This window comes from Vreelandella rituensis (assembly GCF_003336665.1).
GTDB classification, from domain to species: domain Bacteria; phylum Pseudomonadota; class Gammaproteobacteria; order Pseudomonadales; family Halomonadaceae; genus Vreelandella; species Vreelandella rituensis.
The window spans coordinates 1-20,526 of sequence record NZ_QPIJ01000014.1 but is presented as its reverse complement, the minus strand read 5'-3'; the positions used below and the strand labels follow the sequence as shown (position 1 = coordinate 20,526).

Sequence of the window (20,526 nt, the reverse complement as noted above, 5' to 3'; positions counted from 1 at the left end):
AAATGGATGCACTATTCACAGAAATCATCGCTATCGTCGGCGGCCAACACCTGCTGGTGGGTGACGATGTGCACGCCCGCCGCGATGACTGGATGCAGGCAGCACCCTGCCGGGCACGCGCTATTGTGCGCCCAGCAGATGCCGAGCAACTCTCTCGGGTAATGGCAGCCTGCCATCGGGCTCGCCAGCCGGTCGTGACTCATGGTGGGTTGACGGGGCTTGTACGCGGCGGCGTGGCGAGCCCTGACGAACTGGCGATTTCGCTGGAGCGGATGAACCAGATCGACGCCATCGACCCGATCAGCAGCACCTTGACCGTACAAGCGGGCACGCCGCTTCAGCGGGTGCAGGAAGCGGCCGCCGAGGCTAGCATGCAATTCGCGCTGGATCTGGGGGCGCGTGGTTCCTGCACGATTGGTGGCAACATCGCCACCAACGCAGGCGGCGTACGGGTGATTCGCCACGGCATGATGCGCGACCAGGTGCTGGGGCTGGAAGCGGTGCTGGCAGATGGCACACGGGTCAGCTCCATGAACCATATGCTCAAGAACAATGCCGGTTACGACCTCAAACAGCTGTTTATCGGCAGCGAGGGCACGCTGGGCATCGTCACCCGCGCGGTGCTCAAGCTGCAGCCTCAGCAACTGGCCATGCAAACCGCCATGGTCGCCTGCGAGACCTTCAGCGACCTGACCGCGTTACTGCAGTTCGTGCGTAAGACGCTGGGCGATCAGTTGGCGGCATTTGAAGTCATGTGGCACAGCCACTATGCGCTGCTCACTGAAGAAAGCGGACGCCATGCGCCGCCTTTGGCCACCGATGCCGCTTTCTATGTGCTGATCGAGACCCTCGGCAACGATCAAGATACCACGGCGCAGCGTTTTGAAGCCGCCATCGAAACCGCCTTTGAAAACGGCCATATCAACGATGCAGTGATTGCCAGTGCCAACCATCAGCGTGAGCGTCTATGGGCGATCCGCGAGGATATCGAAGGCCTGCTGTGTCACCTCAACCCACGCTTCACCTTCGACATTAGCTTGCCGATTCCCGAGATGGATCACTATGTTCGCACCCTGGAGCAGCAGGTAATCCAGCGTTGGCCGGATGGCAGGGTTGTCGTTTTCGGCCATCTGGGTGATGGCAACCTGCATGTCACCATCGCCACCGGCAACGCCGATGATGACACCAAGCTGGCGGTAGAAACGCTCGTTTATACGCCGCTAGCCGCAATGGGAGGTTCCGTTTCGGCCGAACACGGCATCGGTCTGGATAAACGCCGCTATTTACATGTATCGCGCACGCCGGCGGAAATCGCCCTGATGCATACGCTGAAAAAGGCACTCGACCCGCACACCCTGCTCAATCGCCATAAAGTCCTGCCGGATGCGGCACCATGATCTTTTCCGGGATCGAACGACACTTCACTCAGCTACGCGATAGCGGACAGTTATCTACCATCCTGCTGATTGTTACCATCGGGCTATTCTGGGGCGGCAACTGGCCCGCGGTGCGTTTTATTCTGGTTGATATCCCCCCGTTTACCCTCAGATCTATCGGCTTCACCACTGGTGCCGTCTTGCTGCTTTCCTGGGCACGTTGGCGGCGCCTGCCGCTGGCCGTTTCGTCAAAAGAGTGGCCTTGGCTGGCGGCAACAGGCCTGTTCACCATCCTGGGCTTCAACTTGGCCACCGCGTTTGGCCAACTGCACATGCCGACCTCGCAAGCCGCCATCATCGCGTTCAGCATGCCCTGTTGGGCACTGCTGCTGGGTTGGTGGCTGCTCGGCCAGCGCATTACCAAACGCCAGTGGCTGGGGCTTGCATGCGGGCAGGTGGGTCTTTTGGTGCTGCTAGGGCCTTCGGCACTGAGCGGTGGCAGCCAACAAGGGCTAATTGGACCGCTGATCATGCTGGGAGCGGCGCTGTCATGGGCACTGGGCACCGTATTAATCAAGCTGCGCGGCGGCTGGGAAAGCCATGCGGTGGTAATCACGGGGTGGCAATTTGTGCTGTGTGCCATTCCCATGATTATCATGATGATTGCCTTGGAACCCATGGCCAGGCCATCAGTCTGGCAGACATCAACCTGGCTGGCGCTTGGCTATCATCTGCTGTTTTCGATCACCCTGGCGCAGATGCTGTGGTTCATGAACGTTAACCGGCTGACAATTGCACAGGCGACCATTTCTACCCTGATCATTCCCACCGTGGGAGTGTCGAGCGCCATCATGCTGCTGGGTGAGCCGCTTAGCCCCCGAGTCTTTATCGCCCTGTTGCTGACCCTAGCCGCCGTGGCCATCGTGATGCTCAAGCGCGCTGCCCCAGCATCCAGCACACAGTAACCCTAACCACTCTGCCCGTGTGGCGTGCGAAGAACAAACGCCGCCAAAGGAGGAAACGATGCCGACCTTTCCCGACCACCTTTGTGGTGATGGCCCAACCAACCCATTCCCCGGTGTGCGCGTGTTGGAGCGCCGCCTGAACCGCGACATCCCCCATCAACTGGGCTCCAACGAAGGGCTGGATATGCCCCACCGTGCCCTGCGCGAACACTTCGGGGATGCCATGGCCGCCCACGTTTACAGCTACGGTGACAGCGAAGCGCTGGGCATTCGTTCGCGGCTGGCCAAACAAAAACAGATTCCACCTGAGGCGATGCTGGTGGATGCCGGTGCCGATAGCCTGCTAGCGCTTTCCCTACGCGCTTTGACGCAATCCGGCGACTGTGTCATCAGCACCGCCGGCACCTACCCCACCTTTGGCTACTTCGCCCGCGGTCATGGCTGCCACTTGGTGGAGCTGGCCTATCAAGAAGACGTTGGGTGGCTGGCGCCGGATTTATCTGCCCTTGCACGCACCGCTCATGCCGAATGCGCCAAACTGGTATATCTGGCCAACCCAGACAACCCCAGCGGCCACCTGCATGACGATGACGCCGTGCTGGCTCTGCGCCGTGATCTGCCCGCTGACTGCTGGCTGCTGCTGGATGAGGCCTATCATGATTTCCGCGAGGACGCCGATGGCGAATTCGGATGCCGCGTACTGCCCGGAGTGATTCGCGTACGCACTCTTTCCAAGGCCCATGGTCTCGCCGGTTTACGGGTGGGCTACGCCATCGCTGAGCCGGAAACTCTCGCGGTGATGATGAAAGTGCGTATTCACTACGCAGTCTCGACGCTCACTCAGAAGGCGGCCGAAGTGGTGCTCGATCATCCTGAGGAGGTTCAGGCCCATGTCAACGCGGTGCGTGAGCGGCGTGAAAGACTGGCGGCGCATCTTTCAAGGCTGGGAGCCGATGTGCTTCCTAGTGCTACCAATTTTGTGAGTTTGCGTATGGCAAGCGCGGCACTGGCGGAACAGGTACACAAAGCACTGCTCGAAGAAGGCATGCTGATCTCGCGCCCCGCTGACCCGGCACTCGGGCATATACTGCGTGTCACTGCCGTGGAAGACGCACTGGTCTCGGGCAGATTGGCAACGTTAGAGCAGGCGCTAGCTCAGAAGGGTCAGGCCCTAGGGCAACAGGTTAAAAAAACGGTACAGAAGTGAATCACGGCTGTATTTTTTGATCAAGACCGTAGCCATCCGCCAACAGCGTTTTGGCGCTGTCACGCAGAAATGCCAGCACCTTGGACTGCTGCCACTCAGCGCGATAAACCAAACCAAAGCTGAATGAGATACTCGGTGTAAAGGACAGTATCTTGACCCTATCCTCAGGGGTTAATTGGTCTTCAGCCGTGATCGGGTTGATCACGGCGATGCCCACTTCGTTCGCCACCAGAGAAGTAATTGTTCCGACATTCGCTTCGGTCTTGCCGGCGATTCTAACGCCATGAGCCGTCACCAGCTCCAGCAGGGGATTGGTGCTGATACTCGGCTGGTTACTGATTACCAGATGCTGATCGCGCAGCTCCTTGACATCGACGACCTGACGTTCGGAAAGCAGATTCGCTTCCGGCACCAAGCACACGGCATCGGTAGTCAACAGCGTCTCGGTAAAAAGCTGCGGCGAGGTAGCTGGCAAGGTGATAAAGCCGATATCGGCGTGGCTGGACTCCACTGCGATTTGCACATCATGGCTGGACATCATGTCCAGACTGACACTGACATGGGTATTTTCCGCCAGCAGCATCGCCACCAGCCGCGGCACAAAGCCAAAACTCAGCCCTGGAATGGCCGCAATGCGTAGCCGTGACGTACCAAACTCCTTGAGTGCCAGCACACTATGGCGCAGCTCTTCAATATTGCCCATAAGACGCAGTATTTCGTCATACAGTTCACGCGCTTCCGGGGTGGCAATCAGGCGGTTCTTTTCACGCAAAAACAACTGAATGCCCAGGTTTTCTTCCAACTGAGCCAGCGAGCGGCTAACCCCTGATTGAGTAATCCCTAAAAGCCGTGCGGTGCCTGAGGCACTTCCTACCTCAAACAGCGTTTTGAACGTTGCCAATGCTTTTAAGGAGTTAATGGTAACTTCAGGCATGACTTTTACTCATTGAAAATCGATAAACAATCATATATTGAAATATATCATCAGGGCTGCCTAGACTGCAAAGGCAACGTTATTTTCACGTTGACGCTGATTATTACCACAACGAAAAACGGAAACCTTGATGTCCGACTCTCCGCTGTTCTATCAGATCGGTCCTGCCCTGCCGGAAGTCAGCCACGCTGATGGCGTCATGATCTGGGATACCCAGGGCAAGGATTATTTGGATGGCTGCTCCGGGGCCATCTCATGCAACCTCGGCCACGGCCGCCAAGATATCCGTGACGCCATGCTTGCCCAGATGGATAAGGTAGCCTTCACCTACCGTACTCAGTTTGAAAATGCCCCAGCCCTAGCGCTTGGCCATCAACTGGTCGAGCTGTTTGACGCTGAATTGGGCAAGGTATTTTTCATCTCCAGCGGTTCTGAGGCAGTGGAATCCGCCCTCAAACTGGCACGCCAGTATTTTGTTGCCCGGGGCCAGCCCCAGCGCCAGCGGTTTATTTCGCTGCGCCCCTCTTACCACGGCAGCACCATGGGGGCGCTGGGCATGACCGGCTATCAGCCCCTGGAAGCCCCTTTTACTAGCATGACCCACGCCTCTATCAAGGTGTCGGGGCCAGATTTCTATCGCCATCAGGATAGCGATGACGACGCCCATGTGGACCGTGTACTGGCAGAGACTCGTGCCGCCATGGAAGCCGCCGAGCCTGAATCACTGATCGGCTTTGTACTAGAGCCGATAGGCGGTGCCAGCACCGGTGCGCGGCTATTGGGCAAGCGCTACCTGCAAGGAATTCGCACCCTATGCGATGAATTCGGTTGCCTGCTGATCGCCGATGAAGTGCTCACCGGCGTGGGCCGTACAGGCACCTGGTTTGCCTGCCAACATTACCAATTGGTGCCTGACATTCTGGTCACCGCCAAGGGGCTGGGGGCTGGCTATTACCCGATTGGCGTCATGCTCGCCCGCAACCACATTGTCGAGTCCGTGATGGCCAGCGGTGGCTTCCAACACGGTCACACCTATGCCGGCAACCCCCTGGCCTGCGCCACCGGTCTTGCGGTGATCAAGGCAATCCAGCGCGACAACCTGCTGGAAAACACCCGTCAGCGTGGTGAGCAGCTGGAAGCCGGGCTTCGTGCGCTGGCCGATCGCTACGACTGGATCGGCCATGTTCGCGGCGCAGGCCTTTTATGGGGCGTTGAGCTAGTCGCGGACAGCGCCTCACGATGCCCCTTCCCTGCCGAGCAGAACCGTTTCGCTCAGATCACTGCGCTGGCAAAGCAAGAAGGTCTGCTGATCTACCCACGCCGCACGCTGGATGGTATAGCCGGCGATCACTTTTTGGTCTGCCCGCCGCTGACCATTCAAGCCAATGAAATCGAGACCTTGCTGGAACGCTTGGAGCGCGCCATGGCGCGTTTCGAGCAGGCGCTTTCCACGCCGGCCGCCGCCCGCACAATCGTCTAGGGAGAACCGTACGCCATGACGCTACTGAACCAAAAAGTATGTGACATTGAAGCAGCCATAGCTGACATCCCTGATGGCGCCACCATCATGGTCGGCGGCTTTGGTTCGCCGGGCACGCCGTTTGCGTTGCTCGACGCCCTGCTCGCCAGCGGCCAGCGCGACCTGACGCTGATCAAAAACGATGCCAACGAACCGAGTATCGGTATTGGCAAGCTGATCGAAGCGGGCCGAGTTACCCATCTGATTACATCTCACCTCGGGCTGAATCGCTTTGCTATCGAGGCGATGAATAACGGAACCCTCAAAGTGAGCTTCCATCCTCAGGGACTGCTAGCGGAAAAGATCCGCTGCGCAGGCGTTGGCCACGGCGGCTTTCTGACCGATATCGGCCAGGGCACCGAGATCGCCGAGGCCCGCCGCAGTATCGACGTGGACGGGGTGACTTGGGGGATCGAAGCCGCCTTGCAGGCAGATGTCGCGCTGGTCCACGCCGAGCGGGCCGACCGCTACGGCAACCTGATCTATCGCGCCACGGCAAGTAACTTCAACCCCTTGATGGCCATGGCCGCCGACCGGGTGATTGCACAAACCTATCGCATCGACGAACCCGGCGATCTGCCCATCGACGCCATTCACACCCCCTGCGCCTTTGTCAGCCAAGTGGTGCAGGTCGACCGCGCTTCAAGCCAGCAAGGAGTCCGCCCTCATGATCTCTGATCAGCAGCGCATGTTGACGCGTGCCGCCCGTGAAGTCATCGATGGCCAAATCGTCAATCTTGGTATCGGGCTACCCACACGGCTGTTCCACTACCTGCCCGACGATATGGATGTGTTGGTGCATTCCGAAAACGGCGTGCTGGGCTGTCGCCTACTAGACAGCGGCGAACAGCCGGATATCGACATGATCGACTCCGGCGGTACTTACATTACCACCCGCGCTGGCGCCAGCGTGTTCGACAGCGCCACGTCGTTCGCCATGATCCGGCGCAGCCGTGTCGATCTCACCTTTATGGGTGCCTTCGAGGTCGACCAGCAAGGCAACCTGGCCAACTGGAAAATTCCCGGCAAGTTCTCGCCCGGCATTGGCGGCGCCATGGAGCTTGCTCAGAAAGTCGCGCGGCTAGTGGTGCTGTGTTCGCACAACGACAAGCACGGCAACCCCAAAATTCTTTCCCGCTGCCAGCTACCCCTGACCGCCAGCCGCTGTGTTTCCCGCATTATCACCGAAAAAGCGGTGATGGACGTCACCCCCGAAGGGCTTGACGTCGTGGAAATCGCTGAAGGGTTGAGCGTCGAGGCGCTGCGCGAGGCGACTGACGCCACGCTATTGATTGATGAATCACGGCTCGGGAGATTCTGATGCTCGACGCTACCGAAAAACGCATTGTTGCCTGCTGTGAAGCCTTGATGGACGACACCCTGGAGCTCACCAGTGACTTGGTGCGCGGCTATAGCGTGCTCGGACAGGAGCAGGGGGTGCTGGAAACCATGGAGCGCCATCTTGAACGCCTTGGCCTGCCGGTGACCCGTGTTCCACTCGATGCCCCAGGCTTCGCCGAGCACCCGCATCGGGCACCCACCGAGTGGCCCAGCGCTGGCCGTTACAATCTCATCTCGAACCTTAATCCCGGCGCGCAAGGTCCGCATCTGGTGTTCAACGGCCATCTCGATGTGGTGCCCGCCGAACCCACCGACATGTGGACACGCCCACCCTGGGAGCCCTGGCAAAAGGACGGCTGGCTGTATGGCCGCGGGGCCGGCGATATGAAAGCCGGTATTGCCGCCATGGTCATGGCGGTCAAGGCAGTGCGTCAGGCGGGGGTCGAGATCAACTTCCCGCTCACGCTGCAAACCGTCATCGAGGAAGAATGCACTGGCAACGGCACGCTGGCCTGTCTCCATCAGGGTTACAGCGGTGATTTCGTACTGATTCCGGAACCTTTTGGCGCCCAGATCTACGCCGGACAAGTGGGCGTCTTGTGGTTTCGAATGCGCCTGGATGGCGTTCCTGCCCATGTGCTTGACCCAAGCGCTGGGCGCAATGCGATTGAATCCCTGCAGCAATATTTTCCAGCGTTGAAAGCGCTGGAAGCAGAGATGAATAACCTGCCCCGGCCTGCACTTTACGTTGACCACCCCCATCCATTTAACCTCAGCATTGGCCGAGTGGATGCGGGCAACTGGGCCTCCAGCGTTCCTGCCCACGCCATTCTCGAAGGGCGTGTTGGCTATCCCCCTGGCATGTCGCCTGATGACGCCATGCAGCGGGTGCGCGATACCCTGATGGCTCGCCACGCCGAGCTTGATGACGCCACGCCACCGCCTAAGGTCAGCTTCCACGGCTTTCGTTCCGAAGGGCATGTTGTCGATCTCAACACCCCCGGCATTCAGTTGCTATCAGAATGCCATGAAGCGCTGCTGGGCGAGCCGCCTGCCCACTACATTTCCACCTGCACCACCGACTTACGGGCCTTCCATGTTTCCGGTGAGATCAACGGTACCTGTTACGGCCCGATCGCCCAGCGCATTCATGGAGTGGACGAGTGCGTTGACATCGACTCGATCCACCACGTACTGACCACCTATGCCTTGTTCATCCATCGCTGGGCGCGCATGGCCGAACACCAGGAGACGAAACAATGAGAGATGTTTATCTCGCCGACTATGCGCGCAGCGCTTTCAGTCGCGCGCATCCCCGCAAGCTCGACGTGGACCGCTGGGCAGACACCCGCAGCGATGCCCTGCTGGCCAATGTGATCGATGGCCTGCTGGCACGCAGCGGCGTCGACGGTGCGGCAGTGGAAGATTTGAGTATCGGCTGCGCCCTGCCAGTCAAGGAGCAATGGAGTTTCGGTGGGCGCTACCCCCTGTGGCTTGCCAAGCACTTAGGCCCCCATGGCCAGGCATGCGCTACCCGCCAGATTGATCAGCAATGCGGTTCTGGCCTTGCTGCGCTACGCAACACCGCACGGGAAATTCAGGCCGGTGCCGTCGATGTTGGCATGGCAGGCGGTGTGGAAAACATGACCCGTGTGCCCATGGGACCAGCACTGTTCAAGGAAGGCGTGCTGACCAGCCCACCGATCCTGCAAAAAGCTGACTGGCTGGCGCTGGATGTGGTGCTCAACATGGGGCTGACCGCCGAGCGGCTGGCCAAGGCGTCCGGCATCTCACGGGAGTCCATGGATGCCCTTGCCCTGAGCTCCCACCAACGCGCCGCTGCAGCCGACGCCGCAGGCCATTTTGATGCTGAGCGCCTGACCCTGAACAACACCGCTGGCGAGCTGGTCAACGAGGACAGCAATATCCGCGCCGATACCAGCGCCGAACGCCTGGCGGGACTTGACCCCGTATTTATGGAAGGCGGCGTTGTTACCGCAGGCAATAGCTCCCCACTGACCTCTGGGGCTGCCGCCACGCTGCTGATGTCGGAACAAGCCCTGCACCAGCATGGCATGAGCCCATTAGCGCGGGTGGTAGCCATCGCCGACTGCGGCGTCATGCCTGAGGAGATGGGCGCCGGTGCCGCCGCCGCCATTCAGCGCGTCCTCAAACAGTCGCAGTTAACGCCACAGGATATCGCGGTGTGGGAAATCAACGAAGCCTTCGCCGCCGTGCCGTTACATGCCATGGGTGAGCTTGTGATTGACCCGGCTAACGTCAATATCTGGGGCGGGGCCATGGCGCTGGGGCATCCGCTCGGTGCAACGGGTATCCGCCTCGCCGGTACGCTTGCCCGTCTTCTTGAGACCCGCCAGCAGCGCTATGGCTGCGCAGCGGCCTGCATTGGCGGCGGGCAAGGAATCGCCATCATTCTGGAACGCTGTTAACTGCCAAGCCTACTCGAAGATGTATTGCAGATAGAAGACACCTGGACGCCGCTTACTAAGGGCGGCAAGCAACACTAACTCCTTGCGGAGAACAACAATGTCAACAACAACGACGAATGACGAAAAAAAACGGCCCTCGTTTCTAGGGGCCATCATTGGCATCGGCTTTCTATGCTTCATGATGTTTGCGCAAATTTTTCTGCTCGGCGAAGATTGGGTGACCCATATCTCGCTGATCTTTGCCATCGTCGTCTGTGCCATCATCGCACTGGTCTCTGGCTTCAGTTGGCAGGATATCCAGAAGGGCATTCTCTATGGCTGTGAGATTGCCATGCTGCCCATGTTGATCCTGATGATGGTCGGGGTACTGGTGGCCAGCTGGATTGCTTCCGGCACCATCCCCTCGCTAATCTATTACGGCTTACAGCTGATCAACCCGTCTTTCTTTCTGTTCACCGCCGTGATCGTGTGCGCCGTGGCGTCACTGGTAACAGGCAGCTCATGGACCACCGCCGCCACTTTCGGCGTTGCCTTTATCGGTATCGGCGGCGGGCTGGATATTCCACCGCCCATGACCGCTGGCGCGATAATTTCAGGTGCAATCTTTGGTGACAAGATTTCGCCGGTGTCGGACTCCACCAACCTCGCAGCTGGCGTGGCTGAAGCCAACCTGTTCGACCATATCCGTTCGATGTTCTATACCACCGGTCCCGCACTGATCATTACCGTTATCCTGTTCTTCTTCATCGGCATGCAATTTGAAGGCGGAGAGGCTGATATTTCTCGCACCACGGAACTACTGGACGGCATCCGCGAGAATTTCTCCGTCGGTCTGCTAACGTTTATCCCACCGCTGGTGGTGGTCGTTCTGGCCTATCGGCGCATTAATGCACTGGCCGTTATGGTCATCGGTAGCCTGTTGGGGGCAGGACTTGCCGTGGCCACTCAGGGCGTTTCGCTGGGCAGCATGATGAACTACATGAATTACGGCTATGTGTCAGAAACCGGTGTTGAAGCGGTGGACAGCCTGCTCAGCCGTGGTGGTCTGCAAGAGATGATGTGGACCATTTCACTCGGTTTCATCGGCTTGAGTCTCGGTGGCCTACTGGAGAAAACCCGTATGCTCGAGGTGATATTGGAGAAAATGGGCAAACTGGTGAGCAATTCACGCGGGCTGATTGTCACCCACGTCTTTGCATCGCTGGCAACCAACCTGTTTTCAGCCAGCCAGTATATTGCCATCATCATTCCAGGGCGGATGTTCGTACCGGCCTACCGCAAGCTGAAAATCTTGCCGTCGGTATGTTCGCGTACCTGTGAAGACTCGGCCACCGTCACTTCGCCGCTGGTGCCCTGGGGGTTGGGAGGCGCCTATTTCATGGGTGTTCTGGACGTTTCCGCGTGGGATTACATGGGCTGGACATTCCTCGCCATCATCACGCCCATCATTGCCATTCTGTACGGACTGTTCAATATCTTCATCTGGCGTGAAGGCGAGCGTAACGACATTAATACCTACAATCAGCCGCTAGTCGAGTTCAGCGAGGCAGGGCGCTAAACAACAAACCAGGCACGCGAATGTGGGGCGGCTATTTAATGATGGCCGCCTTTCTCGACACGAACGAGTGTCGTGATGGGAGACACTGCATCGCTGCCTAGTCCACCTGAGGGCACAACCCATGTACAAGAACATTCTGGTCACCACTGCAGCCGACGACAATTCGAATGTCCTGCAGAAAATCGAGGTCGCACGCAAACTAGGCGACGAAGACAGCGTCATACAGATTATTTCTGTTATGGAGCGGATCCCACCCTATATTGCACCATCACTACCAAGCAATTATCGCGAAACCACGGCACAGCGTGTCAGGGAAAGCACTCAACGAAATATTGGCAACCATGGTTATGACATTCACATTGTGGAAGGCAACGCCGCGCATCAGATCGTTAAATTTGCCAAGCGTTACAATATTGATTGTATCGTCGTCTCATCTAACCGGCCGGGGTTTCCTGACCACTTTTTTATGGGCTCCACAGCCCTGAATGTTGTGCGCCAGGCGGAATGTACCGTCACCGTCGTTCGGTAAGAATTTCCGTCACTATTTACCTTGAGTGTGAGTGCCAGTGTCTCACCCTGCCCTAAACGCTCCGCAAGCGCTGAGGTGGCAAGACTGGCCGTCGAACCTCGTGAGTCGGAGCGACCCCGCGTTGTATTTAACTTGGTGCGATAGGCAAGCCCGCTACCGGGAATTCCTGCATGTGCATGCGCACCGCTGGGGCCGATGCTGACGCTTGCCCCACGCGGCCCAACGGAAAAACCGATACCGCGCTTACTCAGATTTAAGCGAATGCCAGGAGCTAGAGTGATTCGACGCTGAAAGCGAAACGCCATGTAACCTCTTTATTCAAGTGGGTGAAGTAATCAAGAATCGAACGGTATACGAATAAAGGCATCCATCCGCTTTTCTAGCTTCGCAGGACTCGCGCAATCGAGACTTTATTCCGTGCAAAATATTCCAGGGTGCCCTGCTTAACCCGCTTCTCCTTGCAGTGTCGCAATGATCCGACGCGGCCCGCCTTGATGCCGGTGTTCCCCGAGGTAGATGCCCTGCCACGTACCCAGCGCTAGCCGCCCGTGATGCACAGGAAGCATCAAGCTGACCCCCAGCAGGCTGCTTTTAAAATGAGCGGGCAAGTCATCCGGGCCTTCGAAGGTATGGCGAAAGCCCGGCGCCTTCTCCGGCGCCAGCCGATGAAAGAAGGTTTCAAAATCCACCCTCACATCAGGATCGGTGTTCTCATTCAACGTCAGGCTGGCAGACGTATGCTGCAGCAACAGATGCAAGAGCTCTACCTGCAGAGAGCGCATATCGGGCAACCCCTGCTCAATCTCGTCAGTGACAAGATGAAAGCCGCGTGATTGAGCACGCAGGGTGATCGTTTGCTGGTGCCACATTCTATTCTCTCTTTAGGCAAAAGGCGCATCCACCCAGACCATGTGCTCTGAGGTAAGCACTGTTTCTCCTTGCCAGCGATAGGCGCAGAGCTTGGGCGCGTCATCGCCTGAGAGACGCTCTGCCGCAATGCTGTAATCCAGGCAGGCAATCTGCTGATTGAGTGGTGCCGGCGTACCGGTCAGCCAATAGTGGCCGACAAACAAGGGCTTATCACTATCGTACCCCGGCAGCACATCATCCGGTATGGGCATATGCGGAATTGTCTCAATGGCTTCCGCTGGCACCATCGCCAGATCCCGGTACGTCAGGCCTTCCATCTCCCACCAACGGGTGCGAATACGCCGACGTGGATGGCCGTCCTTGTCGAGAAAGTCGTACCCGGCGGGCAGCGCTATTTCCAGGCCTTTCAACAAGGTCTCCAGCGCCTCGAACCCTGCCCCTTGCGTACGTGTCAGGGCTGGCCAAGCGGATGGCAAAATACAGTTTTGGTTATCCAGGTAAGGCTGCAAGGCCGCCATGGAAGGGGGATGCCAGCAAGCATGCACGACACGAAACCCGTCGAGTTCAAGGAAAAGGGGCAGTTGTCGGAACCAGGCGATATGTTCCTGGTGCAATGCACTGCCTTCCCCCACCTGCTCACGACGAGGACGACTGGCCAGCCTCCCGGATCGCCAGCGCATCGTGACATGGGGGCAAGACGCCCAGCGTGACGGTGCTCGGCTGGTCAAGGCCTGTCAGGTGATGGGCATCAATGTGCGAACCGACTACCGCTGGATCACCGAAGGCGAAGTGACGGCTGATTGCCGCACCGAGCCGACCGCCCGGAGCCTGCAAACAAGCTGTCTCCCTAGGAGTGGGAGGCTGTTGTGGCACTATAGTTTGGGGTCACGCTTCTTGTCGGACAACGTCGAGGAATCCTCGAGCAGGATCTTCTCGCTCATTTGACGGTGATCCTGTTCTCGACCTCGCTGCCCGAGCCATGATCGCGTGCGATGGCTTCAGCCCGCTCGCGCTGATCCTCGGTCTCGACGAAGCCTTCCAGGATGACGCGATCATTGCGCATGTCCACGTCGATGGCCGAACCGGCCAGATCCGGCTCCTCGAGAAGCAGGGCCTTGATCCTCACCGCCTGGGGAGAATCCTGGTTCTCGAGCCGCGCGGATTCGTTGATCGGGGTGTCGGCGCAGCCGGCAAGGAGTGCCGCTGCCAGCAGAAGCCCCATCCACTCGCCTCGCTTCATGGTCCGCCCACCTCGTCTCTGATCGCTTCCTGAGCGCGACTGACCAGCCCCTCGCAATACGCCATGTCCGGGTCGTTCCCCGTGCCCAAAAAGGGGATCAGGGCGGCGATGGGGCCAGCGATGGCCCCGAGCACGGCGCTGGCTCCGGCGCGCATTCCCAGCCCCAGGCCGCCATCATGGACACCTGGTTCGATGGCATCGAAGGTCCCACCCAGATGGAAGGGCGCGCTTCCGGTAAAGACGCTGGGGTCCTTGGGGTAGGCGAAGACGGAGATATCCAGGCGCTCCGTGTTCAGGTCCACCTCGCCACCCGCCGTGAAGGTGGTATCCCGGGTGTCGATGACGAGGGTATCCAGTTCGGCGACGCCATCCCTTGCCTGCAGGTCGGCGTAGACGCACTCGATGGGAATCGGCTCACGTCCGCGCAACCAGCTGAAGAACGCCTGGAGAGCATCGAGACCGGCCAGTTCCACGAGCACCGCGTCGAGTCGGCCGCCGGTCATCAGCAGGAGCAGGCCGCCATCGGCCGACGCCAGGAGTTGGGCGACCGAGCGGCCCTCGACCCAGAACTTCCCCCGTCCCCCCACGACGCCCGCGCTCTCTCTGGTCAGGTTCCAGTGGCGCAGGACATCGTTCAGATCCACGCGTCGCATCTCAACCTGCAGGGTACCGACGGGTGGCCAACTGCCGGCATCCAGGTCGAGTTCCAGGTCGATGTTTCCCTCGCCGATGCCGAAACTGACCGGCTCGAACCGGCCGTGGCCGTCCTCGAGGCGAAAGTCGATATCCACCTTGCTCAATGGCACATTGCCTGCCCGCACGGACGTTCCCCGATAGCTTACGTCTGCCGTCAGGGTGTGCCAGCCCTCGCCGACGAAGGGTGTGTCGGGCAGGATGAAGCGGTCGCCGTTTTCCTGGGTTGGCGGTGTTGCCCCGAAGATGCCCCCCAGATCCGCGATGTCGAGGGCGTCGGATTGCAGCTCGCCCGTCAAGTGCGGTGGTCGGGGCCGGGTATCGAGGCTGAGCCAACCATCGAGGTCACTGCCGCCGATCTCCCCTTCCATGTTGTCGAGCTTCCAGCGCTGGTCGTTCAGCTCCAGGTTGCCCGACACCGAGTAAGGCGGCAGCTTCGGCAGTGCCACGCCCAGCAGCCGACTGAGGCGCTGGGGGTTGGGGCCCTCCAGAGTGAACTCCAGATTCTGGCCCTGCAGGGAAAGCGGTCGCAGGAGTGGGCCCTGCAGCGCGATCCGGCTGCCTACGACCTCGGCCTCGAGGTCCAATGCATAGGGTCGATCCGGGTCGCGGGCATCGAGCAGGGAATCACCCACTAGAGAGAGCGTTGCCGGGTCGCCGTCAAAGCGGCCTTCCCCCTCCACATGAAACTGTCGATCACCCTCCTCCAGGCCGCGGGTCTCGAGCCTTAGGGTGAAATCCGTGTCGGCCTGGGGATTCTCGAAGCGTAGCGTCGAGGGTTCGACCATCATTCGGCCGATGAACGGTAGGAACAGGTTCTGGCGCCTGTCGACGGGCAGAGTCTCGCTCATCTCCAGATGCAATTCTCCGGAGAGCCTGCCCAGGCGGTCTTCCACCGGCGTGAAGGTATCGACCAGCCTGGCCAGTGACAGGTCGTCGATCACCGTGTCGAGGCTTCCCGATGCCGCCGCGCCGGTGACGTCCACCACCAGGCGACTGGTAATGGCGCCGCCAGCAAGATCGAAGCGGAGGGGATCGACGTTTAGCCTTCCGGCATCGAGGCCGGCGTCCAGGTCGAGGTCCTGCAGCACGGTGCCGTCGGGCAACACCAGGCTGTCGGCGCGCAGCGCCACTTGCCCATCGAACCCCCGCAGCGGCGCCAGTCGCGAGTCCTCCGCGGCCCCACCGTTCGTCTCAGCGTTCACCCCCTCGCCGGCGGGGAGAAGACGGGAAAGGACGATGCGCCCCACCTCGAGGTCAGCCTGCACCAAGGGCCGCTCGGCATTGCGGAAGGCGACGCTGCCGGCGACACGGGCGCGGCCTACCTGGCCCTCGAGCTCGGTGGCGGACCAGCGTTCAGCGTCCCGCGCCAGGCGACCGGCCAGACGAAACTCGGGCAGGGGCGGCAGCACCGCTCCTGTCCAGGCGTTCAGGTCGTCAGCGCCCGGGGCCTGTAGCATCACATCGGCGGAGAGTGTCGCCGGATCCAGCAGCGCGGCGAGAGTAGTGTCGACCTGGGCCTGCAGGTTTCCGGAGCTGGCCTTTGCCGCGAGGCGATAGTCCTCGTCCAGCGCGACCAGTCCGGGCAGAGGGCCGCCCTCGATCTCCATGGTCAGGGGGTTGTTGCGGAAGGTGCCCGTCATGCTGAGCCGCAGCGGCGGTGCCTCGCCGGTAGCGAGGGTAATATCGAGGTCGCTTCCCACCTGCGGGTTGCGGTAGGAAAAGCGGCCGTTGTCGATCTGCAGGTTGGCAAGCAGGGTCTCACGCGTGAACGCACCGCGCTGCTCCAGCGGCGAAAGGCGCAACGCGACGTCACCCGCCAGGGTATCGCCCGATGCGGCGTCACCGGGTTCGAGGGCGATGCCGAGGGCCTCCATATCCAGTCCCTGCAGCGAGATCCGCGCCTCTGCCGAGAGCCTGTCGGGGGTGCTGGTCAGGTCGGCGCTGGCCTCGACCTCACCGCCTGCAATGCCGAAGGTGATCGGCTCCAACGCCAGCGCGTGTTCGGCAAGGTGCATCTCGGCGTCCAGGTCCTCCAACACCCACTGATTCAGCGCCAGTCGTCCCACCGACAGCGCTATCTCGCCGCGCAGGTCCGGCAGAACCGGTATGGCCAAGCCTGCCGTCTCTTCCCCTTCCGGCAGGGCCTCGCGCCAGGCAGCGAGATCGATCTGGGTGACATCCAGGCGACCGTTCAGGCGCGGGGCCTCGTCGGCGGTCGTCACCTCCAGATCACCGGTGAGGCGGCTATCGAGGGCGGAGGCGTCGATCTCGCTGAGTCGCCACTCGCTCCCTTCGCGGACCAGGCGCGTCGCCACCTGCAGAGCGCCCAGCTCCACGATAGGCAGCCCCAGCCACTGGGCCCAGTCGGCGGTCGACGCCACGCTGAGCTCGGCGTCTGCCTGCAAGGCCGCCAAGGAGGGAAACTCAGGCAGACGGAAGGTGCCATTCAGCCGGTCATCGTCTGCGCCCAGGGATATCTCGCCACCGAAGGACCCAGCATATCCCAGCAGGGCCTCCAAGGGATCGGTGTGCGCCTGCAGCGAAAAGTGGCGCTCGTCGAAGACCCATTTCGCGGATGTGTCCAGGCCGTCGCCGGCACGCTCGCTCTGCAGGGAGGGAATCGTCAACGCCACCGGCGTGTCCGCGCCGGCGGCTCGGTAGCGCACCTGGGCATTGGTCAGGGAGAGCCGGCGGATGGCCACCGGCGGCGCCGAGGATTCATCGCCGGCAGCCGACGACTCGGCTGTCGTGCCCTGCGCATTCCGAAACACCCAATTGCCGGGGGCGTCATGGCGCTGTTCGAGGGTGAGGGTGGGGCCGGCCATCTCGACCGCGTCCAGCACGAACTCGCCATCGAGCAAATCGCCAAGCGATGGCGAGACACTGACGCGCCGCGCCTCCAGCATCTGCGGCGAGGCTGCCCATTCCGGGTTGCCGATCTTGACGTCGTGCAGCGAGATCTTCGGGCGCGGGAGCAGCTCGACGGTGATATCGCCCTCGATGGCTACTGAGCGTCCGCTCGCCGCCTCGAGACGCTCGACGATCAACGGCTTGAAGACGTTCCATGACATCAGCTGCACGATGACCACGACCAGCACCACCAACAGCAGCACGAGCCACCACCAGCGCCGCTTCCTTGAGGCTCCCTGTGTCATCGGCTCAGAGTCTCCCCCTTAAAGTAGTCGGATGCTACCTCCTCTTCTTAAATCTCCTCCCGGATTACCGTTCAAGTATAGCCTATCGTGCCTCGACTTCGATGTTGAGTTCGCAGAGTGCCCTGCATCTCTGTACCTCTACATCCGGCTGATTGTGATGACTTGACTAACGCCGACAAGCATTCCCATTCGAAGTACAAAGCGACGCTTTGAGCTTATATGCAAAGCTCCTAAAAGGCCGCTTTGGGTCGTCGCTTTAACAGCTGTGATCTGGCAACAGTTTTCTTGCGGAGACACCACAGCTCTACTGTTGACGCTTTGGAGGACAAAAAAGTACTCGGGGATATGAAAGGCGTGGCCATCTCGAATATAGGCCACAATTTCACCGCTAATGTCCGGTAAGTAAGCATCAACGCTTTGTACGCACTCTACATGATGGCGACATTTTAGCGGCTATGCCAAGGCTAGATAGCAATCCAAGTTGCTGGGTCGCGGCAGAGATGAGACAAGTTTGCGGTAATAGCTATATTAAATGGCGAAGCACTCACGTTTTCAGAAAAAATCGGGCTATTACGTCTCATATTTTAACGGAGGTAGCGATGCTTATTTTTGAGCCTGTTTATACAGCTGGCTTGGCGCAGATTTCCTATCTGGTCGGCGACAGCAAGGCGGCAGTGGCTGCGGTAATCGACCCACGTCGCGATATCGATATCTACTTGCAGATGGCAAAGGAACAAGGCCTGCGAATTGCCTATGCCATCGAAACACACATTCACGCAGATTTCGTATCCGGTGCCCAGGCGCTAGCGAGTCACACCGGCGCGCAGATCATTGGCGGCCATTCCGATGCCTACCAGTTCGAGCTTTGCCAAGTCAGCGATGGCGAGACATTGGAGCTCGGTCAGGTAAGGCTGCAGATCATGCATTCGCCGGGCCATACGCCAGAGCACGTTTCTCTGCAGCTGTTCGATACGCAGCAGGGTAGCGAGCCCATCGCACTGTTCACCGGCGACACCCTGTTCAACCTAGACGTCGGGCGACCCGATTTGCTTGGGGAAGGCAGCGAGCGGAAGCTGGCTGGCAAGCTGTTCCACAGCCTCTTCGATCGCTATCTACCACTGGGCGACCGGATAGAAGTGTATCCCTGCCATGGTGCCGGTTCGGCGTGCGGCAAGTCGATCGGTGACCGGCGTCATTCCACGCTTGGCAACGAGCGGCTCTTTAATCCTGCCCTCCAGGAAGAGCGCAGCGAAGAGGCGTTCATCGACTGGCTGCTTGCCGATATGCCAGAACCGCCGCGTCACTATGCGCGCCTGAAGAAGGTGAACGTCTGTCCCGCCGTACAGATGGAAGGCCCATCGCTGCCTCCGCCGCTGTCGCCTCAAGACTTCCAGGAACTAGCCGGCAACGCCAACATGCAGGTCGTGGACATTCGTTCGATACTGGCATTCGGCGGTGGACATGTGCCGGGGGCGATCAACATTGCGTTGCGTAACGAGTTCGTCAATTGGGCGGGATGGATGCTCGATGACTCCCGCCCGATCCTGTTGGTGGGCGAGTCGGCAGACGATGTCCATCAAGCCATTACCCAGCTCTACCGCATCGGTCTGGATGACATCCGTGGTTACCTGCGCAATGGCATGACGGATTGGCAAAACACGGCCCTGCCGCTGAACATGCTGCAGGAATGGACCGTCCACGAGCTGAACGCCCGGCGCGAAGAGCCCAATGTTCAAGTGCTCGATGTGCGCAGTCCGAATGAGGTTGCCAATGGTCGGGTGCCTGGCGCAAAGCATATCTTCGTCGCCCATCTTGCCGATCAGCTTGACGAGCTGGATCCGAACAAGACCACCGTCACCTACTGCGGTTCAGGCTATAGTGCCTCCATTGCCGCCAGCATTCTGAAGCGAGCTGGCTTCTCCGACGTGGCGAACACCCCGGGGTCGTGGGCGGCGTGGAACACAGCTGATCTCCCTGTTGAAACTGGCTGAACCGAACGGCACATCCGTGCCTTGATGAAGCAGAACAAGAAGAAGGTCACCCGCCGGGAACGGTTCTTGGCACATATGGGTGAACTGGTAACATGGCAACGGCTGGTTGAGATGCTGTCGTCGCCACCCCGGCCACCGTTGCCGATACCAACATGCCAGGTGCTATGGTCTGCGATGATGGTGTACGAGGATACGGCGATGCCGGTACCTCGGTGTGTGAAAATACCTGGACGGGGAGTGGATAATCAAGGTTATCCGACATGTTTTGTCGTTAGGCCCTGTCATGGTGGAGGTGTTCTCAAGGGAAGCATCAGGAGCCAGTATGTTCACCGCACAATGCCAGGTCCTCGACATGAAGCCAGTTCTCTCAGATATCCCCTGTATCAAAAATGAACAACTGACCTTATGGCAAGCTGATCGTGACGCCTGGCGTCGGCACCACCCGTTAATGACAATGCTTGCGGATGGCCTGGCACTGGTGCCGGTGCTTGATGACCGCCTCGCCACTGCGACTACGGATGGTCAGTCATTGTTTTTCAACGCGGCTTACAGCGCTGGGTTAAATGCCACCACCCGCGCCTTTTTACAGGCCCATCTGGTCTGGCATTGCGTCGCTGGCCACTTGCACGAGAAGCCTCATTTGGATGGCCACCGGTGGCACCTGGCCTGCGACCATGAAGTCAATGCGCTCTTGA

The 20,526-nt window shown here is 59.7% G+C and carries 18 protein-coding genes and 1 pseudogene; 12 read left to right on the top strand and 7 right to left on the bottom strand.

The window, feature by feature from the left end:
- Positions 1-2: 2 nt before the first annotated feature.
- Genes DU506_RS08055 through DU506_RS08045 form a run of 3 tightly spaced genes read left to right on the top strand, consistent with a single transcriptional unit; the run spans position 3 to position 3,548 of the window.
- Positions 3-1,397 carry an FAD-binding oxidoreductase gene (locus DU506_RS08055; protein ID WP_114486428.1) on the top strand — a complete coding sequence of 465 codons (1,395 nt, stop codon included), beginning with the start codon at positions 3-5 and terminating at the stop codon, positions 1,395-1,397.
- Positions 1,394-2,341 carry a DMT family transporter gene (locus tag DU506_RS08050; protein WP_114486427.1) on the top strand — a complete coding sequence of 316 codons (948 nt, stop codon included), beginning with the start codon at positions 1,394-1,396 and terminating at the stop codon, positions 2,339-2,341. Before DU506_RS08055 ends, DU506_RS08050 begins: the two co-directional genes overlap by 4 nt.
- Before the next feature lie 58 nt (positions 2,342-2,399).
- Positions 2,400-3,548, top strand: coding sequence for a pyridoxal phosphate-dependent aminotransferase (locus DU506_RS08045; RefSeq protein WP_114486426.1), 1,149 nt, complete (start codon positions 2,400-2,402; stop codon positions 3,546-3,548).
- Between the two features lies 1 nt (position 3,549).
- Here the strand turns inward: DU506_RS08045 and DU506_RS08040 are convergent, their stop codons facing one another.
- A complete protein-coding gene (locus tag DU506_RS08040; RefSeq protein ID WP_114486425.1) occupies positions 3,550-4,482 on the bottom strand; it encodes a LysR family transcriptional regulator in 933 nt (310 codons plus the stop codon).
- Between the two features lie 130 nt (positions 4,483-4,612).
- Here DU506_RS08040 and DU506_RS08035 point away from each other — a divergent pair, with 130 nt between their 5' ends.
- The 7 genes from DU506_RS08035 to DU506_RS08005 all read left to right on the top strand — a co-directional run bounded on the left by DU506_RS08035 (position 4,613) and on the right by DU506_RS08005 (position 11,879).
- A complete protein-coding gene (locus tag DU506_RS08035) occupies positions 4,613-5,962 on the top strand; it encodes an aminotransferase family protein (protein WP_114486424.1) in 1,350 nt (449 codons plus the stop codon).
- A 15-nt stretch (positions 5,963-5,977) separates the two neighbouring features.
- Positions 5,978-6,679 (top strand): CoA transferase subunit A, encoded by a 702-nt coding sequence (locus DU506_RS08030; protein WP_114486423.1) that lies wholly within the window; start codon positions 5,978-5,980, stop codon positions 6,677-6,679.
- Positions 6,669-7,322 (top strand): 3-oxoacid CoA-transferase subunit B, encoded by a 654-nt coding sequence (locus DU506_RS08025; protein WP_114486422.1) that lies wholly within the window; start codon positions 6,669-6,671, stop codon positions 7,320-7,322. The genes DU506_RS08030 and DU506_RS08025 overlap by 11 nt, the downstream gene beginning before the upstream one ends.
- Positions 7,322-8,605 (top strand): ArgE/DapE family deacylase, encoded by a 1,284-nt coding sequence (locus DU506_RS08020; protein ID WP_114486421.1) that lies wholly within the window; start codon positions 7,322-7,324, stop codon positions 8,603-8,605. The genes DU506_RS08025 and DU506_RS08020 overlap by 1 nt, the downstream gene beginning before the upstream one ends.
- Positions 8,602-9,792, top strand: a complete 1,191-nt coding sequence (locus DU506_RS08015) for an acetyl-CoA C-acyltransferase (RefSeq protein ID WP_114486420.1) — start codon at positions 8,602-8,604, stop codon at positions 9,790-9,792. The genes DU506_RS08020 and DU506_RS08015 overlap by 4 nt, the downstream gene beginning before the upstream one ends.
- 97 nt (positions 9,793-9,889) lie before the next feature.
- The gene (gene nhaC / locus DU506_RS08010; RefSeq protein ID WP_114486419.1) at positions 9,890-11,350 is read left to right on the top strand and encodes a Na+/H+ antiporter NhaC; all 1,461 of its coding nucleotides are present in this window, start codon (positions 9,890-9,892) and stop codon (positions 11,348-11,350) included.
- Between the two features lie 121 nt (positions 11,351-11,471).
- Positions 11,472-11,879, top strand: a complete 408-nt coding sequence (locus DU506_RS08005; protein ID WP_114486418.1) for a universal stress protein — start codon at positions 11,472-11,474, stop codon at positions 11,877-11,879.
- 149 nt (positions 11,880-12,028) lie between these two features.
- Here DU506_RS08005 and DU506_RS22115 read toward each other — a convergent pair.
- The 6 genes and pseudogenes from DU506_RS22115 to DU506_RS07980 form a co-directional block, all read right to left on the bottom strand.
- Positions 12,029-12,184, bottom strand: a pseudogene (locus tag DU506_RS22115) (DUF4236 domain-containing protein); the annotation flags it as partial.
- Between the two features lie 138 nt (positions 12,185-12,322).
- Positions 12,323-12,748 (bottom strand): secondary thiamine-phosphate synthase enzyme YjbQ, encoded by a 426-nt coding sequence (locus DU506_RS07995; RefSeq protein ID WP_114486417.1) that lies wholly within the window; start codon positions 12,746-12,748, stop codon positions 12,323-12,325.
- Between the two features lie 12 nt (positions 12,749-12,760).
- Entirely contained in the window at positions 12,761-13,363 is a 603-nt protein-coding gene (locus DU506_RS07990; RefSeq protein ID WP_147273742.1) for a metallophosphoesterase family protein, read from the bottom strand.
- Between the two features lie 22 nt (positions 13,364-13,385).
- On the bottom strand, positions 13,386-13,583 hold the full coding sequence (locus DU506_RS21440; protein WP_147273741.1) for a hypothetical protein: 198 nt from the start codon (positions 13,581-13,583) through the stop codon (positions 13,386-13,388).
- Between the two features lie 103 nt (positions 13,584-13,686).
- A complete protein-coding gene (locus tag DU506_RS07985; RefSeq protein WP_114486415.1) occupies positions 13,687-13,989 on the bottom strand; it encodes a BON domain-containing protein in 303 nt (100 codons plus the stop codon).
- Complete coding sequence (locus DU506_RS07980) at positions 13,986-17,798, bottom strand: AsmA family protein (protein WP_181870716.1); 3,813 nt, start codon at positions 17,796-17,798, stop codon at positions 13,986-13,988. The genes DU506_RS07985 and DU506_RS07980 overlap by 4 nt, the downstream gene beginning before the upstream one ends.
- A 641-nt stretch (positions 17,799-18,439) precedes the next feature.
- Here DU506_RS07980 and DU506_RS07975 point away from each other — a divergent pair.
- A complete protein-coding gene (locus DU506_RS07975; protein ID WP_114486413.1) occupies positions 18,440-19,831 on the top strand; it encodes an MBL fold metallo-hydrolase in 1,392 nt (463 codons plus the stop codon).
- 322 nt (positions 19,832-20,153) lie between these two features.
- On the top strand, positions 20,154-20,526 hold a 373-nt coding region (locus DU506_RS21435; RefSeq protein WP_422822317.1), incomplete at its 3' end, for a DUF2201 family putative metallopeptidase.

Coding starts and splice junctions, on each gene's coding strand:
- DU506_RS07985 (WP_114486415.1), bottom strand. CDS start 13,989: ATGAAGCGAGGCGAGTGGATGGGGCTTCTGCTGGCAGCGGCACTCCTT.
- DU506_RS08005 (WP_114486418.1), top strand. CDS start 11,472: ATGTACAAGAACATTCTGGTCACCACTGCAGCCGACGACAATTCGAAT.
- DU506_RS07975 (WP_114486413.1), top strand. CDS start 18,440: ATGCTTATTTTTGAGCCTGTTTATACAGCTGGCTTGGCGCAGATTTCC.
- DU506_RS08050 (WP_114486427.1), top strand. CDS start 1,394: ATGATCTTTTCCGGGATCGAACGACACTTCACTCAGCTACGCGATAGC.
- DU506_RS08020 (WP_114486421.1), top strand. CDS start 7,322: ATGCTCGACGCTACCGAAAAACGCATTGTTGCCTGCTGTGAAGCCTTG.
- DU506_RS08045 (WP_114486426.1), top strand. CDS start 2,400: ATGCCGACCTTTCCCGACCACCTTTGTGGTGATGGCCCAACCAACCCA.
- DU506_RS08055 (WP_114486428.1), top strand. CDS start 3: ATGGATGCACTATTCACAGAAATCATCGCTATCGTCGGCGGCCAACAC.
- DU506_RS08025 (WP_114486422.1), top strand. CDS start 6,669: ATGATCTCTGATCAGCAGCGCATGTTGACGCGTGCCGCCCGTGAAGTC.
- DU506_RS07995 (WP_114486417.1), bottom strand. CDS start 12,748: ATGTGGCACCAGCAAACGATCACCCTGCGTGCTCAATCACGCGGCTTT.
- DU506_RS08035 (WP_114486424.1), top strand. CDS start 4,613: ATGTCCGACTCTCCGCTGTTCTATCAGATCGGTCCTGCCCTGCCGGAA.
- DU506_RS08040 (WP_114486425.1), bottom strand. CDS start 4,482: ATGCCTGAAGTTACCATTAACTCCTTAAAAGCATTGGCAACGTTCAAA.
- DU506_RS08030 (WP_114486423.1), top strand. CDS start 5,978: ATGACGCTACTGAACCAAAAAGTATGTGACATTGAAGCAGCCATAGCT.
- nhaC (WP_114486419.1), top strand. CDS start 9,890: ATGTCAACAACAACGACGAATGACGAAAAAAAACGGCCCTCGTTTCTA.
- DU506_RS08015 (WP_114486420.1), top strand. CDS start 8,602: ATGAGAGATGTTTATCTCGCCGACTATGCGCGCAGCGCTTTCAGTCGC.